This is a genomic window from Paenibacillus sp. MER 99-2, from assembly GCF_023714095.1.
Lineage (GTDB): Bacteria > Bacillota > Bacilli > Paenibacillales > Paenibacillaceae > Paenibacillus.
In genome coordinates this window covers 1,027,108-1,043,854 of sequence record NZ_JAMAUZ010000001.1, presented here as the reverse complement: position 1 = coordinate 1,043,854, position 16,747 = coordinate 1,027,108, and the positions used below count along the sequence as shown (strand labels likewise).

Annotated in this window: 16 protein-coding genes; 7 read left to right on the top strand and 9 right to left on the bottom strand. The window is 45.4% G+C overall.

Going from position 1 to position 16,747, the window contains the following annotated elements:
- Positions 1 to 173 precede the first annotated feature (173 nt).
- From M3636_RS04785 to M3636_RS04770, 4 genes are all read right to left on the bottom strand, one after another.
- Complete coding sequence (locus tag M3636_RS04785; RefSeq protein WP_145047428.1) at positions 174 to 359, bottom strand: hypothetical protein; 186 nt, start codon at positions 357 to 359, stop codon at positions 174 to 176.
- A gap of 151 nt (positions 360 to 510) precedes the next feature.
- Positions 511 to 1,329 carry a carbon-nitrogen family hydrolase gene (locus tag M3636_RS04780; RefSeq protein ID WP_251381413.1) on the bottom strand — a complete coding sequence of 273 codons (819 nt, stop codon included), beginning with the start codon at positions 1,327 to 1,329 and terminating at the stop codon, positions 511 to 513.
- Positions 1,330 to 1,428: 99 nt separating this feature from the next.
- Complete coding sequence (locus M3636_RS29705; RefSeq protein WP_353056285.1) at positions 1,429 to 3,012, bottom strand: ABC transporter substrate-binding protein; 1,584 nt, start codon at positions 3,010 to 3,012, stop codon at positions 1,429 to 1,431.
- Positions 3,013 to 3,298: 286 nt separating this feature from the next.
- Complete coding sequence (locus tag M3636_RS04770) at positions 3,299 to 4,318, bottom strand: ABC transporter substrate-binding protein (protein ID WP_251381411.1); 1,020 nt, start codon at positions 4,316 to 4,318, stop codon at positions 3,299 to 3,301.
- A gap of 286 nt (positions 4,319 to 4,604) precedes the next feature.
- On the opposite strand from M3636_RS04770, the gene M3636_RS04765 reads away from it, so the two are divergent.
- From M3636_RS04765 to M3636_RS04735, 7 genes are all read left to right on the top strand, one after another.
- Positions 4,605 to 5,813, top strand: coding sequence for a pyridoxal phosphate-dependent aminotransferase (locus tag M3636_RS04765; protein WP_251381410.1), 1,209 nt, complete (start codon positions 4,605 to 4,607; stop codon positions 5,811 to 5,813).
- Between the two features lie 416 nt (positions 5,814 to 6,229).
- Positions 6,230 to 7,333 carry a glutamate 5-kinase gene (gene proB, locus M3636_RS04760; RefSeq protein ID WP_251381409.1) on the top strand — a complete coding sequence of 368 codons (1,104 nt, stop codon included), beginning with the start codon at positions 6,230 to 6,232 and terminating at the stop codon, positions 7,331 to 7,333.
- A gap of 65 nt (positions 7,334 to 7,398) precedes the next feature.
- Complete coding sequence (locus M3636_RS04755; RefSeq protein WP_251381408.1) at positions 7,399 to 8,646, top strand: glutamate-5-semialdehyde dehydrogenase; 1,248 nt, start codon at positions 7,399 to 7,401, stop codon at positions 8,644 to 8,646.
- Positions 8,647 to 8,680: 34 nt separating this feature from the next.
- Complete coding sequence (proC, locus tag M3636_RS04750) at positions 8,681 to 9,541, top strand: pyrroline-5-carboxylate reductase (protein ID WP_251381407.1); 861 nt, start codon at positions 8,681 to 8,683, stop codon at positions 9,539 to 9,541.
- The gene (locus tag M3636_RS04745; RefSeq protein WP_251381406.1) at positions 9,538 to 10,761 is read left to right on the top strand and encodes a 2,3-diketo-5-methylthiopentyl-1-phosphate enolase; all 1,224 of its coding nucleotides are present in this window, start codon (positions 9,538 to 9,540) and stop codon (positions 10,759 to 10,761) included. The genes proC and M3636_RS04745 overlap by 4 nt, the downstream gene beginning before the upstream one ends.
- The gene (locus tag M3636_RS04740; protein ID WP_251381405.1) at positions 10,758 to 11,435 is read left to right on the top strand and encodes a 2-hydroxy-3-keto-5-methylthiopentenyl-1-phosphate phosphatase; all 678 of its coding nucleotides are present in this window, start codon (positions 10,758 to 10,760) and stop codon (positions 11,433 to 11,435) included. Before M3636_RS04745 ends, M3636_RS04740 begins: the two co-directional genes overlap by 4 nt.
- Before the next feature lie 2 nt (positions 11,436 to 11,437).
- Positions 11,438 to 12,091 (top strand): methylthioribulose 1-phosphate dehydratase, encoded by a 654-nt coding sequence (locus M3636_RS04735; protein ID WP_251381404.1) that lies wholly within the window; start codon positions 11,438 to 11,440, stop codon positions 12,089 to 12,091.
- Positions 12,092 to 12,197: 106 nt separating this feature from the next.
- Here M3636_RS04735 and M3636_RS04730 read toward each other — a convergent pair whose 3' ends face one another.
- The 5 genes from M3636_RS04730 to asnS form a co-directional block, all read right to left on the bottom strand.
- Positions 12,198 to 13,463: a DUF6677 family protein gene (locus M3636_RS04730; protein WP_251381403.1), complete on the bottom strand. Its 1,266-nt coding sequence runs from the start codon at positions 13,461 to 13,463 to the stop codon at positions 12,198 to 12,200.
- 37 nt (positions 13,464 to 13,500) lie between these two features.
- A complete protein-coding gene (locus M3636_RS04725) occupies positions 13,501 to 13,947 on the bottom strand; it encodes a hypothetical protein (protein ID WP_251381402.1) in 447 nt (148 codons plus the stop codon).
- Entirely contained in the window at positions 13,940 to 14,431 is a 492-nt protein-coding gene (locus M3636_RS04720; RefSeq protein ID WP_251381401.1) for an RNA polymerase sigma factor, read from the bottom strand. The genes M3636_RS04725 and M3636_RS04720 overlap by 8 nt, the downstream gene beginning before the upstream one ends.
- 258 nt (positions 14,432 to 14,689) lie before the next feature.
- Positions 14,690 to 15,391 (bottom strand): DnaD domain-containing protein, encoded by a 702-nt coding sequence (locus tag M3636_RS04715; RefSeq protein WP_251381400.1) that lies wholly within the window; start codon positions 15,389 to 15,391, stop codon positions 14,690 to 14,692.
- A 17-nt stretch (positions 15,392 to 15,408) separates the two neighbouring features.
- On the bottom strand, positions 15,409 to 16,704 hold the full coding sequence (gene asnS / locus M3636_RS04710) for an asparagine--tRNA ligase (protein WP_128102515.1): 1,296 nt from the start codon (positions 16,702 to 16,704) through the stop codon (positions 15,409 to 15,411).
- Between the last annotated feature and the right edge of the window lie 43 nt (positions 16,705 to 16,747).

Below are 16,747 nucleotides of genomic sequence, written 5' to 3'. Positions count from 1 at the left end.
GGAAGACCCTAGGGTCTTCCCTTTTTATTACATACAGCGCTTGCCTATGACAGCAAGGCATTCTTTAACTTATTCGAGCGTGTTGCACTGTTCGAGCACAATGTTTCACACATTTATTGTTTAATCATCTAAGTTAACGTAAAAACGTACATAGGTTGTTTCGATTTGGCGGTTTATTTACGTAAATTACGATCACTTGTCAACCTGTTCTGCTGATTCACCAGACGTCCTTCATCTGGCGTTCCTTGTTCAGGGGGTGATAGCCCTCCTGCACCATTCTCTAAGAATTGTCTTAAGTGATCTACCCTTGTGTTATCCTGTTCCAGTCTCCTGAGCGTATCTTTCACATGGTTGTCCATTGATTGATCATCCTCCTTGGTGACGGGATAGTTATCATTACCCGTCCACGGAGAGGATAAACACTTATTCTCAATATTTTTATAGATTTAAAACAATTTCATAACTCTTCAACAATGGATTAATGAAATTGATTTATTTAATTTCAGAATTTTATTTTTCACCAAAATAAAGTCCTGGTCTCCGATCCTCAAATACCGGAATTCGTCCACGAACCTCGTCAACCAAGGAGGGACGTATCATTCCCGTCACGATCTCCTCCCCTTCTCCGCCCTCAGCTACAATCTCCCCCCAAGGGTCGATAATGAGAGAATGCCCGAAGAATTCCGTATCTCCGCCCAGTCCTACACGATTACAAGCGATCACATACATCTGATTCTCGATGGCTCTAGCTGTCAGAAGTGTGCGCCAATGATGCAGACGAGGTTTTGGCCATTCGGCTGGTACGATCAGAGCTTTAGCCCCATTCAGAGCTAACGTCCGCGCAAGTTCCGGGAAGCGGATATCATAACAGATGGAAGCGCCTGCTGTAAGACCATTTTCCAACTCAAAAATCTCCGGTTCTGCACCAGGCTGCAAATACTTCTCTTCATCCATCAATCGGAATAAATGCAGTTTATCATAACGTGTTACTTCACGACCTTCTCGATCATAAGCGTACATCGTATTGTAAATTTGACCTTTGCGTTTCTCCGCAATGGAGCCACCAACAATTGAGATTTGATGCTTTTTGGCAAACGCAGATAACCATGCTCGCGAATGTTCGCCTTCCGGATCAGCCAGCTCATGAATTTGCTCCAAGGCATAGCCTGTATTCCACATCTCAGGCAATACAGCCAAGCCCAGATCAGGATAGTGCTCCACCGCTCGCTCAAGCAATGCTTGCATATGTTGATGATTAGCCTCAGGATCTCCTAATTGAATATCAGCTTGTATCAAGGCTACTCGCATTTCCCCTTGTTGTTGTGTCATGACCAGCACTCCTCCGAAATGTAATATGGGATATCATAGCTTGATCATCCTGACGTCTGCAAGTGCGTTTTAGAGGTTGTTCCAAAAGTCCGCTTTTGACTACCTATCAGAACGACGACCTAACAGTTCGGCAAGCAGGTTTAATAGATTCATGCGGGTAAGCGCATCACCCAAGTTCCATATCGTCTCTTCAAGCAGATATACGTGACCTTTTTTCACTGCGTTCAGCCCTTGCCAGACAGCACTTTGCATTAAAGCTTCTGTCGCCTGTCTTGCAATTGGATCTTCAGGTAACATAAGAAAAACCCGGTCTCCTGCGTATTGATACAACGCTTCAGCAGCAATTTCTTTATAAGCTCTACCTGCAGCGAGCGCTTCCTGTACTTTCACAACTGGCTGGAATCCGAGCGGATGATATAACATGGGAGCAAGTCCAATGTTACCCATCACGAATAACCGTGCACCCCGATGATAAACAAAGACAGAAGCGGTCTCCCCTGGTTGAATGAATGCCTGCATCTTTTGCCACATGTTCATCTCATTTTCGGTATACGTCGACCACCATGCTTCTGCCTCAGCATATTTTCCAAACCAACTTCCAATCGTGTGAATGCGATCGCTTAAGGTTGCATGAGAGTTATACGCAAGTGTCGGTGCAATCCGAGAGAATTGTTCAAATTGCTGTTCATCGCTGCTGTCAAAAATGATCAGGTCTGGCTTCATCTCCACGGTTTCTTCCACGTCAATCGGCTGCACCGCATCATATGCCTGTTGATGCAGGATCGGAAGATCCATGATCAGCATATCCCCTACCGATTCCCCGTAGTACATAATGCGTTCGGGTCTGGCTGGAATATTCACATCATGAGAAGAGAAGTCTTGAACAAGTGTCTGAAGCTGAAGAGATCGGTCATATTGGCGGGGCGCGAAACCTGTTGATTGGCGAAAACGTCTGCTGAAATAGTATTCATCTTTAAAACCAACCCTGCTTGCAATATCTCTAAGCGGTTCATCGGATTTGCCTAACCATTCTTTGGCGATTTGGATTCGCACATGATTCACATAGTCAAGTGGCTTACGCCCAGTGATCTGTCTAAACAACGTCGTATATTGAGCAGGACGTAACCCTGCTAGCTTTGCAAGTTTTTGTACAGTAATCTCCTCAGCATAATGCTCGTCCACATACTTTATCGTACTGTATACTTTTCCTTCTGGACTCAATTCAGTTTCCAATGAAGTATATCTAGTGATCATCATCTGCATTAGTTTCTGGAATTGCACATTCAGCCCAGCATATTCGCTGTCTGTACGATATTCACGCATAGGAAGCATGGATTCTAGTATCCCGCTCAACTGAGCGTATGCATACCCACCCAGTTTATTTCGATGCTCGAATAATGAACGCGTGTATAATTCTGGATCATCCGTTAACACATGAAATACATCATACTCAACCGCCACATAATGCAGAGTAGCCTTATCATCATGTTCGATCTGGTAGCTCTCTCCTGGAGCCAGCGGATAGATCCTTCCGGACGAAAATACATACTGTTTGTGACCAATATATAGACGTCCCGTGCCTTCCTCACAGATCAAAAATGTGTGTTTTAGGCAATCCTTCTCCAGCATCCTTTGTTCAGGTGTTCCTTTCGTTGCTCTATACTGCCAAACCGGAACATAAATGCCGAAAAGAACAACGTGTCCTCAACCTGCTTTGAAACAGGCATTAGGCTCACCTCATCATCTATATTCATATTTATTTCACCTATATTGAGAATAATTATCACTTCATTATACTTTTGGATTATATCGTAGGTATACACATTAATCCAGAACATCGCACGAATTTATACAGCAAAAAGAACATATCAACATAATGTTGAATGCTCTTTTTGTGTGAGTGTTCACAACGAACAACGATCAGGATATCCCGTAAACTCATTTGAAATTACATTTGCTATCCTGCATGTTATGGCGTGATTTGTTTAGGAAGTTCTTTTAGAAGCCACTCTCGCGATACCGCATCGCTTGAAGCTTTGACAATATCAAATTCGTACACATGACCCGCTTTGACCGCAGGCAAGTTCTTCCACACCGAGCTATCAAGCAGTTCTTTGGTTGATTGTTTCGCTTCCTCTGGTACAGGATTCAGAATAAATATTCGATCACCCGCAAAATCAGGCAACTTCTCTGTTGAAATCTCAACGAATCCTAACTCTTCATCCAATACTTTTTGGATCTCAGCTGTTGGTTTCAGACCCCCTGGTCCATACAACAATTGAGGCAGTCCTGCACCCGCCATGACGAACAGTCGATTGCCTGGATACATCGTGAACACCGATGCAGTCTCGTCCGCTTGCAACCCATTATCATGGAGTTGCTGCCACATCGCTTCTGTTGCTTGCTGATGTGCTGTGATCCAAGCTTTAGCTTCTTCCTTTTTGTTCAAAATGTCACCTAATGTGCTCATACGATCTTCAATGGAATCAAATGAATTAAATGTTACTGTTGGTGCTACCTTGGAGAGTGCCTCATATTGGTTCTCATCACTGTTGGAGAATATAATCAGATCGGGATTAAGAGAGAGAGACTTCTCTACACTAATCGGGAAACCCACATCCTCAGCTTCAGTGACTTGATCATCATACACGGTTCCTTCTTGACGAAGGATGCCCACGGGCACCACGCCGAGCGCCAGAAGATCTCCCGTAACCTCACCATGGTAAATTACGCGTTGAGGTGTTACTGGGATCTCTACCTCATGGCCTGTCCAATCTGTAAATTGCCGAGTTTGAGTTTCATCGTTATCCGTTGAAGTCGTTGTTTGCTCACTCTCTACTGTTGCACCAGACTGTGTCTCATTGGCTGTGCTAGATTGTTCTGTTGAATTGGCTGATGAAGTCGAAGCCTCATTCCCACAGGCAAGCAGAAGCATCGATAGCCATGTCAGCGTCAATAGAACTGCCGTATTTCGTATACCTTTTTTCATTACCATTTCTCCCCCTAGATCTGTTCATGTGCTTTATTTCTCTGTAAAAGAAAAATTGATCTTATTAATGATATTGATTATCATTATCGAGTTGTATCATAAAACAAATTATCATCTGTGCTCAATGGACAAACGCAATTCGTTGTTTTTCGTTTTGTACAAAAACCAAGAACAACCACGTAATTTAAAGTCATCAGTGCTCTTTCCCCTCTATACAGCTCGGGATTGACGTGATAAATTAATGAATACTTATTTCCATTTTTAAATAACCGGAGTGATGATAATAATGACGAACTCACAGGAACATTCAGGTCGCTCAGCCTTTACGATACCTACATCTGATGTAATGACACAGTTGCCTACTCAGTTCTTCGCAAGTCTTGTGCAGAATGTGAATCGCGAAATTAACGCGGGACATGATGTCATTAATCTAGGACAAGGTAATCCCGATACACCAACGCCACCTCATATCGTAAAAACGTTGCAAGAATCAGCTGAAAATCCGCTCTATCACAAATACTCACCTTTTAGTGGCTACGCCTTTTTGAAGGAAGCAATTGCGAAGCGATATAAGGAAGACTATAATGTCGATCTCGATCCAGACACAGAAGTTGCTATTTTATTTGGGGGCAAAACGGGGCTGGTTCAGTTACCACAGGTTTTACTTAACCCAGGTGACGTATGCTTGGTTCCAGATCCAGGCTATCCCGATTATTGGTCTGGTGTAGCTCTCGCCAAAGCACATATGCATTTTATGCCACTGCTGGAGACCAATGCTTTTTTGCCTGATTACGAAGCAATCTCCACTGAGGACAGAGCGAAGGCTAAACTAATGTACCTGAACTATCCGAACAATCCGACATCTGCCACAGCTCCTCTTTCGTTCTATGAAGACACAGTGGACTTTGCTGTTCAGAATCAGATTGTTGTAGCCAGTGACTTTGCCTATGGTGCAATCGGATACGATAGACACCGCCCTGTGAGTTTCCTCCAAGCACCAGGCGCCAAGGAAGTCGGAATTGAGTTCTATACCCTATCCAAAACGTATAATATGGCTGGATGGCGTGTAGGTTTCGCCCTTGGAAATGCGGACATTATCTCGAAAATTAATCTATTGCAGGATCACATTTATGTCAGCCTGTTTGGAGGAATCCAATCTGCAGCAGCAGTAGCATTGACCTCCTCTCAGCAATGTGTCACAGATCTCGTTGCACGGTATGAATCTCGTCGTAACGCTTTCTATGATGCACTTGAGCATATTGGTTGGCAGGCAGCCAAGCCGGGAGGTTCATTCTTCAGTTGGCTGCCTGTGCCTGAAGGTTTCACATCCGCTGCTTTTGCCGACTTACTCTTAAGAGAAGCCAAAGTAGCTGTAGCTCCCGGAATTGGCTTTGGTACGCATGGCGAAGGTTATGTTCGTGCTGGCCTATTGAGTGATGAGACACGGTTACGAGAAGCTGTAGAGCGCATTGGCAACCTCAAATTATTTAAGTAATTATCCTGCCGTATATCCCTTTGCATCTGGTGAGTTTCCATGGTATGTTATAGAGAAATATTGAACGAAACGTGATGACGGGACCAGTACGAGAGAAACAAGACACGCACAGAGAGTAAATTCAATTGGCTGCAAGAATTTACCGTGACTTCTCTCCGAAACCTACCCCTGAGCGGCCTGTTTCTATATATGCGTGTTCAAGAGGATTCTTTGAACAAACATGATAGGAACAGGACAGTGCCTTCTGTTACAGGGCATGAAGCCGGATGATACACTCATCAATAAAGGTGGTACCGCGGAAGTAACAAACTTTCGTCCTTTTTATTACAAAAAGGGCGGGAGTTTTTTTTATACCTGTATAGATTTTCCTATAAGAGGTAGTTCAGAAATTCGATTAAGTTTAAGGAAGTGAAAGCATGTCCTCACGTATAGTTGTTAAGATTGGTAGTAGCTCGCTAACTACGGAAGAAGGCGGACTCGACCGCGATTCTATTGCTTTTTTTGCTGGAGAGATTGCTGCTTTGATGCAAAATGGTCATGAGGTGCTTCTCGTCACATCAGGTGCTGTTGCGGCAGGATTCCGAGAGATCGGCTATGTACACCGCCCGAAAATGCTCCATGAGAAACAAGCAGCGGCGGCGGTTGGGCAGGCATTACTGATGCAAGCATATCAACAGGCTTTTGCGGCGCACCGCGTTACTACGGCACAAATTCTTCTGACTCGAACCGATTTTCATAGCAGAAAACGAATGGGCAATGCAGGTATGACCGTTGAAGAATTGCTGAAACAAGGTGTTATTCCCATCTTTAATGAGAATGATACGGTATCTGTCGATGAGCTCAAATTTGGAGATAATGATCTATTATCTGCTCTGGTCGCAAATCTGGTGAAGGCACAGCACTTGGTTATTCTTACGGATACTAACGGCCTCTACACCGCAGATCCACGCAAAGATCCTTCTGCTACACGTTATGATCGGATTACAGAGATTACAGCCGAGATTTATGCCTATGCCGGAGGTTCCGGATCATCTGTGGGCACAGGGGGTATGCGCTCTAAGGTCGATGCAGCCAAAGTAGCAACACGCGGAGGCGTGCCTGTCTTTGTTGGTCGTGTGAATGAACCTGGCGATATGCTTCGAGCCGTGGAAGGCACAGGTAAAGGAACCTATTTTGAAACCAAGCTTGCTGCCCTGTCTCGCAAGAAACAATGGCTCGGCTTCATGTCTACGCCACTTGGAACCGTCGTGGTAGACGCGGGTGCAGAGGAAGCTCTTGTTCATGGTGGACATAGTCTTCTGCCTGTCGGTGTTCAGCGGGTGCTTGGCACCTTTCATGCCGGTGATGTCGTCGAAGTCCTTGGGCTCGATGATACGCTGCTTGGTCGGGGGATTGTAAATTACGATGATGACCAACTGCGACTTATTGCAGGACTACCTAGTGGTGAGGTTATCAAAACATTAAATAGCATTCATCGACTTGAGGTTATCCATCGCGATGAATGGATTACTTTGAAATAAAACTGGGCAACAGTCTTAGGGTGGTTTATTTTTCAGACTAATCAGAGAAATGGGAGGAATACACAATGAGTGAAGTAAGACAAAAAGCCATTCAGGCACAAGCCGTAGTTCCACAATTGAACCGACTGACTACAGATCAAAAAAATAAAGCCCTCCTTGCCATGGCAGATGCGCTCCTGGAGAAATCAGACATCATTATTATTGCAAACGGCGAGGATCTGGAGCGTGGCAGACAACAAGGAACACCAGAATCCATGCTTGACCGGCTAGCGTTAGATCAGAAACGAATTGCGGGAATCGCTGAGGGACTTCGTCAGATCGTGGATCTGCCAGACCCTGTCGGTGAAGTGCTCGAAACCTTTACGCGTCCAGATGGATTGCACATTCAGAAGTTAAGAGTGCCGATCGGGCTAATTGGTATTATCTATGAAGCACGACCTAATGTTACAGTAGATGCTGCAGGCTTGTGCCTGAAGACCGGTAATGCAGTTCTGCTGCGCGGTGGATCATCTGCCCTCTCCTCCAATCGTAAAATTGTTGAGGTATTACACGAGGCATTGGCAAAGACAGATTTACCTCCAGACGCGCTACAGCTTGTGGAGGATGCTAATCGTTCGTCTGTGGACGAGATGCTCAAGCTGAATGGATTGCTGGATGTCATCATTCCCCGCGGGGGAGCTTCACTCATTCAAAATGTCGTTGCGAATGCGACAGTTCCAGTCATTGAAACGGGTGCAGGCATCTGCCATACCTACTTGGATGAATCTGCCAATCCGGTAATGGCTGCAGAGATTGCGATCAATGCCAAAGCACAGCGTCCCTCCGTATGTAACTCTATGGAAACTCTATTAGTACACAGTACTTTCGCAGAGCAGCATCTCGCAACCATCGCAGAACAGTTCCGTGAGCTTAATGTGCTATTAAAAGGTTGCGATACCGTACAACGTATCGTCCCTTCTGCCCAACCGGTTAGTGAGGAAGATTACGCGACAGAGTATAACGACTACATTTTGAATATCCGGGTTGTATCTGGTTTAGATGAAGCCCTGCAGCACATTGCACAATACGGCACCAAGCATTCCGAATGTATCGTAACGGCGAATACAGCAAATGCAGAACGTTTCTTGCATGACGTTGATGCAGCAGCCGTGTATCATAATGCTTCTACCCGTTTCACAGATGGCTTCGAGTTTGGTTATGGAGCTGAGATAGGCATCAGCACTCAAAAGTTACATGCACGTGGCCCAATGGGTTTACCTGCTCTTACATCAACCAAATATCGCATTACTGGCGATGGTCAGATCCGTCAATAAGTTCGCAGTTTAGTTATTTAGGAGGAAGATAATCATGAGTCAAGAACAACAGACGTTATTACAACAGAAAATTACTTTCCACGGAGCAGGTGCGATGGCCGAAGCAATCGTACGCGGATTAATCTCCCGCCTTGTCGTACGTCCACAGGACATTACAATGCTGAACCGCAGCAACCAGAAACGTCAGGAGGAACTCAGTAGCCGTTACGCCGTTCATACGGGAACTGCGGCACAATCCCAGGAGATCCTCTCGGGTTCTCCCGTTATTGTATTGGCCATGAAACCAAAGGATGCCGCTGCTGCTCTGCGGGAACTAGGTCCTCTTTTGTCTCCAGATCAACTGATCGTATCCGTCATTGCCGGATTATCTATACGTACGATGCAAACGCTGCTTGGTCGTAAACAGCCTATCGCCCGTACCATGCCAAATACATCAAGTACGATTGGACTTGGCGCAACTGGACTTGCCTTCTCGCCCGAAATTACAGATGAGCAGCGTAGCACGGTTATGACGATGTTTGAAGCTGTAGGGATCGTGACCATTGTGCCTGAGGATAAGTTAGAGATTCTTACAGGGATTTCGGGAAGTGGCCCCGCTTATGTATACTATTTAATGGAGGCTATGATCGCTGCAGGTATTCGAGGCGGCTTATCCAGCCAGCAGTCACGTGATCTGACCGTTCAGACGGTGCTTGGTGCTTCCCGAATGGTTCAGCAGACAGGACTGGAGCCAATGAAACTTCGCAGTGATGTTACGTCTCCTGGAGGTGCAACTCAAGCTGCACTGAAGAAGCTGGACGAAGGCGACTTCTTTGAAAATGTAATTGCAGCCGTTAACCGTTGTGCAGAGCGCTCACGGGAAATGGGGGCTGCTTTGGAAGGAGATTTAAAATGAATAACATGTGTACTGCGACGTATCGTTTGCATGACGATTATGCCGATTTTCGTAAAAAAGCGGAATCCATTGCCGTTGGTATGACTGTTGGCAGCTGGACTGAATTACCTCAGGCCAAACGCGAAGCGATGCAGAAACATCTAGGTGAGGTCATTAAAGTAGAGGTGCATGAAGCTGACGGGATGTCTTCTGGTGAGCGTTATGCAGATATTACCATTGGGTATCCGGATGTGAACTTTAGCCGAGATATTCCGGCTCTGCTTGTAACCGTATTTGGCAAAATTTCAATGGATGGACGCATCAAGCTTACACGACTTGGTTTCTCAGACAATTTCCTGAGTGCATTCCCTGGTCCTAAGTTTGGACTAAACGGTGTTCGTGATCTGCTTGGTGTACATGATCGTCCGCTGTTAATGAGTATTTTCAAATCCGTTATTGGACTGGATGCGGATGAATTACGTGAGCAGTTTATCCGTCAAGCGCTCGGTGGCGTTGATCTCATCAAAGATGACGAAATTCTGTTTGAGAACAAACTCACTCCGATCGAAAAAAGAGTCGAGGTCTGCATGAAAGCAGCCGAGCAGGCTCGTCAGGAAACGGGAAAGAAACTGCTATATGCAGCGAATCTGACCGGTTCGACCTCACAACTGAAGAAACAGGCTGAGCGTGCCATTAATGCTGGAGCTAATGCCTTGTTGTTTAACGTATTAGCGTACGGATATGACGTTCTGCATGAGCTTAGCAGCGACCCGGATATCCATGTGCCGATTATGGCTCATCCAGCCCTTGCAGGCGCGGTGTATCCATCTCCGCATTACGGGATCTCCGCTTCCGTGTTGCTCGGCCAACTGATGAGGCTTGCGGGTGCAGACATCGTCTTGTTCCCATCTCCATATGGCTCCGTAACGATGCCAAAAGAAGAAAATATGGCGATTACTGAACAGTTGCTCTCGACAGAACTTCCTGTGCGTGCAAGCATGCCTGTTCCTTCAGCAGGAATTCATCCTGGCCTTGTGCCGCTGATTCTGCGGGATTTTGGTACCGATGTGATTGTAAATGCTGGTGGAGGTATCCATGGACATCCTATGGGCACGGAGGCTGGCGGGCGTGCATTCTTGCAAGCAATCGAGGCATCGCAGCGTTCGATTCCTCTAGCACAACATGCATTGGAGCATCCAGAACTCAAGAGTGCATTGGATCTATGGGGTGGCGAACGATGAGAAGTGATAAACAAACCGTCATTTTCTGTGATTTTGATGGAACCATTACGCTTTCAGACAATATCGTTGCCATTATGAAACAGTTCAATCCTCCTGGTATTGAGGCTATTATGAAAGATACGGTTGAACAAAAAATAACGTTGCGTGAAGGCGTTGGGGCAATGTTCGCCCTCTTACCCTCTTCGCAAAAAAATGAGATTGTGGAATTTGTGCTCGGACAAGCCGGTATTCGTGAAGGCTTCAGCGAATTTCTTGATTTTGTTCGCCGTGAAGGTATTGAATTCAATGTAACTAGCGGAGGAATGGACTTTTTTATCGAGCCTTTGCTGGCACCATTTGATATCCCGCAAGATCATGTGTATTGTAACGGAGCAGATTTTACGGGTGAAACCATTCGAATCGAGTGGCCGCATCCTTGCCAGCCTCCTTGCGAGAATGGCTGTGGGATGTGCAAAACTACGGTTATCCGTACTTTCCCGGCAGAGCAATATAATCGAATTTTGATAGGCGATAGCCTTACTGATTTTGAAGGTGCCAAAATCGCCGATCTGGTCTATTCCCGTTCTATTTTAACGGATAAATGTATTGAACTTGGTGTCGATCATGTGCCGTTCACTACCTTTTACGATATCATCGAAGATATGAAACAGAAGCAAACACAAGGAGTGCTGTAAAGATGGGGTTTGAGAAAATTACTTTGGAACATAAACGTCAAGTTCTCGAAGAACTAGCGGATGTTAAAGCACTGTTTGCCAGCCGTAACTGGTTCCCTGGTACAAGTGGAAACTTGTCGATGAGTGTTGGTGAGTTTGATCCGGAACAGTTTTATTTTGCAGTAACAGCTTCCGGCAAAGATAAATCTCTGCGCACGCCAGAAGATTTCCTGTTCGTGGACAAACACGGTAAAGCGATTGAAACAACAAATCTGAAGCCTAGTGCAGAAACGCTAATCCACTGCGAAATCTACCGCTTAACAGGTTGCGGGGCGGTATTCCACGTACATACCGTGTTTAACAATCTAATTAGCGAGTTCTTCGGAGATGCTGGCCAAGTGCCAATCCAAGGAATCGAATTGATCAAAGCATTCAATATCTGGGAAGAAAATGCGGAGATTCGTGTACCGATTCTGCCTAACTTTGCTGATATTCCTTCAATTGCTGAGTTGGTTCCAGGTGTGCTTGATGCCAAAGTACCAGGTATCTTGCTACGTAATCACGGTATTTATGCGTGGGGTAAGGATGCTTTTGAAGCCAAAAGACATCTGGAGGCCTTTGAATTTTTGTTCGAAGTCATGTATCGTCAGCTATTGCTTAAAGGAGCTACATCGTAATTATTTGATAGAGTTCAAAACGATATAGCACCGAATCAAATCAAATAAGTACCAAAAACATAAAACACGCCAATGTTCCAATGAGGAACTATGGCGTGTTTTTGATTTAGGATCGGTCTTCACGATCTTTGAACAAGAATAGACTGTCCAGTTCATCGTCTGGATTTTTGCCATTGCCACTTTTGATCGGACGTTGCTTCCCAAAAAGCAGCTTCAATCCTCCAACAATAAGCAATAGCGAGACAATCATCGTATTCAGATAGGATCGAATTTCGTACGTCAAGAATATGTTCGGGAACATCTCACTGAGTTGCGGAATAATAAGGCGAATCGCTAAATAGTATAAGCCTAGCGCTGCAATTCCGAATCCAATCAGACGTTGATGACGCGCCCAATCCTTCAAGATAGGTTGATCCTCCAACGGTTCCCGTCCGTACCGGCTTGAGCATTGAAGACCGTCAAAGAAGCTATAGAACCAGATGAGTGGAATCATAAACAAAAATACGGATAAACGAAGTAAATCTAGGATGTAGATACTGCCCAAGAACAAAAACATGAGCTGCATACCTCTTTTTTGTAAACCCAAATAGAGATGCCCCGCGCCAGGAAACGCCGACAACAGCGTTGCAAGCATTCTGCTACGTCGTCCATTCACTCTACCCATTTCCAACTCTTCAAACAATGTGCGGTCTTCTAACACTTCACCTGCTTGCTTGCGATGAATATGCTGTACCGCATCAAACATGCAGTATACCCAAATGACAGGTAGAATGAGCAGGAACATCAAGAAGTTCTCTTCGTTCGTAATAGATGCAACAAAAACCATCATTGCAAAGGAGCCAAAGAAAGCAATTAAGAAAGATAACCCTCGGTGCAACAGCCCCATGTGAAGATGTCCAAGCCCTGGAATAAATGAAAGAAGGATTGTGAAGAATCGCTCACCCTCGGTGCCTTTGCGGTACATAGGACTACCGTACGCCCCTTCAGGACGATCATATCCTTCATATGTGTGCTCTACATGGCTCTCGTTCGGCTCCATCGAATTCATCATGCGGTCATGATAAGAATCATCTACTCGGCCGTAAGGTGCCCTATACCCTTTAAATTGTTCTTCCCGATAGCTTGTCGATCTTAACAGCACGATAATCATATCTAGCATGCTGATCCCCCAGAAGAATACGGATGCCAGAGCACCAATGATCACCAAATCCTGTTCCGATAATACAATCCCCAACATGAAGAAACCGACAAGTGTTCCAAAAAAGAGTAGCGGGTAGACTACTGCCCGAATAGGTTTTCTCCAGTATAGGAACCCAAGCCCAGGGATCAAATTTAGTAAAAATGCGAGTAATTTATTGCGATCTGATTGCACAAACGTCATCCTTTCTTTTCAGGCAATTCGAACTAATTTATGGTTTCGGTTTGAAGTTATCCAGCCACGACGTGGCTGCCTCCGTCCATTTCTCCGTAAATGATCCGCCATGCTCACCATCCTGCAGATGATAAGGAGCTACCCTGTCAAACACTCCCGAGGAGAGGAAAATTAGCGTCAAGCAGGCTGCCACAGCGTAATGAAACACTTTATGTTCAACCCAGCGGTAGCGATGTGAACGTGAGAGTGGCCGGACATTGGACGGTTGCATTTGATTAATCTGATGCATGATCGAATCGGCAAAGCCCGTTGGATCATTCAAGGAAGGTAATTCTCCATGAACAACGAGAGCTTCTACATAATTGTGCATTTCGTCTGGGTTCTCCATAAGTGCTTGTTCCATAAATAGCGACTGGCTGGGAGGTATTCGACCTTCTATATAATCGGACCATTCCTGAACGGTATATACACCTGATTTATTCACGCCACTCATCCTCCTTCCAATGATTTCGAATCCACTGCCGAGCACGATATAATCGGGATTCTACTGTTTTCACAGCTACTTGGGCATCGTGGGCAATTTGCTCATAGTTTTTCTCTTTTAAATAATATGCCGTGATAATATCACGATGCTGAGCAGGCAACTGGCTAATTCGCGCCCGTAGAGCGTCCTTACGTTCTTCCCGAATAAGCCTTGTAAGGACATCTTCTTCTCGTCCTGGTATGTGGTGAATTCTCTCTTCTCCACCGAGATCTTCACTGCTTCGTCTGCCAAGCTTACGTTTGGCATCAATTGCTTTGTGAAATGCAATGCGGGTTAGCCATGTCTTGAAGCCTTCGGATCGGTAATCAGGGAGAGATTTGTACATCTGTATGAACGCTTCCTGAGCTGCATCCTGAGCTTCCTGATCGTTTCGTAATACCGAGTAAGCCACGTGATATACATGCTGGCTGTACTTGTCGATCAACAAGCGAACCTGAGATGTGTCTCCTTCACGGATTCGTTCAATTATGTGCGCTTCATCAATAACTCTCCCCTCCTCTCCACTACATTAGACGACAGAGCTTCGCTCTGCCCCTGCATATTATTTCATTTTTTTAATAACTTGGTGTCTTTCGCCTGAAAAGCGGATTTTCATCCTGAATCATATCACATGAAAAAGACAGGCGCAGAATATCCTCTGGCCTGCCTGATTGTCTGAATAGAAATACGTCTACATCTTAAATTAACGACCACCACTGCGAAAACGTTGCGTATACGCTTTGGCGTCCTGAACCGTCTTCACTCGATTACGGCTCCATTCAAGCAAGATTCGATCAATGTATCGGAAATGTACTTTGCCTGCAAATACAGCCTCTTTCAGCGCCATCAGAATCAATTCTTCTTGATAACGATCCTGATCCAACCAACTGGAGATCGTTTCACATTCCATGGGTGAAAGTGGACGTCCGAATTCTTTTTCGAAGATGGAAAACATATTACGCTCTTCCTCTTCTATTTGAACACTGTTCGAATTCGAACGTGCGTTATGTTCCATCCGTTGTTTCTGGGCAATGGCAACATCCTCAGCTATACAAGTTGCTAATCGTGCAAACAACCCGTGCAAGTCATAGCGTTCGTACTGAATATCCCGTTCCTCATCCCGGTGTTCATCAATGGCAACATATCCATCCCTCATCAAGCGCTGTAGCATCCTGGCAATGCCTTCAGGGGCAAGTCCCATACGACCAGCGAGCTCTTCCAATGTAGGGAACTCATTGAACTCTGCCTGTTGAAACCCTAGGAGTTGAATGAGCAAGAGAACCTCTGCATCGGCTAGACCTAGCTGATGATAATAGCGTAATAACGCATAAGGAAGTTGCGCTGTTCCTGATGTCATCCCATAAGCTGCTCCATTGATCCATGCTTTGGAGCCGGTGTCTTCCATAGACTCGCGGTTAAACATTAAGGATACAAACGATAGAGCATACGTGGGAATGCAATCGTTTCACGTACATGATCCAGTCCACAGATCCAAGCTACCGTCCGCTCCAATCCCAGACCAAAACCAGAGTGAGGTACCGATCCGTATTTACGCAAATCCAAGTACCATTGATATGCTTCATCTGAAAGCTGGTGCTCATCAAAGCGCTGTTTCATCAGTTCTGGATCATCAATCCGTTGCGAGCCTCCGATGATCTCTCCGTAACCTTCTGGCGCAATCATATCTGCACAGAGGACAACTTCAGGGCGATTCGGGTCAGGCTTCATGTAGAATGCTTTGATACCTGCTGGGTAGTGTGTGATAAAGACTGGTGTATCATACTTTTCAGCAATTGCTGTTTCGTGTGGAGCACCAAAGTCTTCTCCCCAAGGGATATCGAAGCCTTGTCCATTCAAGAACTCAATTGCCTCATCATACGTGATGCGTGGGAATGGTGCGACAATACCTTCAAGTTTGCTGACATCGCGTCCAATCGATTCGAGCTCTGCACGGCAGTTCTTCACCACGGATTGTACAACATGAGCAATAAACTTCTCTTGAACTCGCAAGCTCTCTTCATGATCTACAAACGCCATTTCCGGCTCGATCATCCAGAATTCAATCAAGTGACGACGAGTTTTGGATTTCTCTGCGCGGAACGTAGGACCGAAGGAATACACCTTGCCAAGCGCCATCGCTGCTGCTTCCATGTATAACTGTCCACTTTGTGTCAGATATGCATCTTCGTCAAAATACTTAATGTGGAACAGATTGGTAGTACCTTCTGCAGAGGATGGTGTCAGAATTGGTGGATCAACCTGTGTGAATCCGTTACCATCAAAAAACTGTTGAACAGCGCGAATAATCTCTGCACGAATCACCATAACAGCACGTTGTTTAGTCGAACGCAGCCATAAATGACGATGATCCATCAAGAAGTCAACGCCGTGCTCTTTAGGCGTAATAGGATAGTTCTCTGTGAGATGAATAATTTCAACATTGGTAACTGTCATCTCATAGCCGGAATTGCTGCGAGGCTCCTCACGAATAATACCTGTAACATATAGCGAACTCTCTTGGGTCAGACTCTTCGCTGCATTCCAGATGTCTTCGCTAACTTCACTTTTTACGACAACCCCTTGAATATATCCGGTTCCATCACGCAGTTGCAAAAATTGAATTTTGCCGCTGGAACGTTTGTTGTTAATCCAGGCGCCGATCTTTACGGTTTCGCCTACATGTTCATTCACGTTACGAATTACACACTCCGTGCTCATGCCCATATCTCTCCCTTATTAGCTGAATTTGAAAATGCAGCGG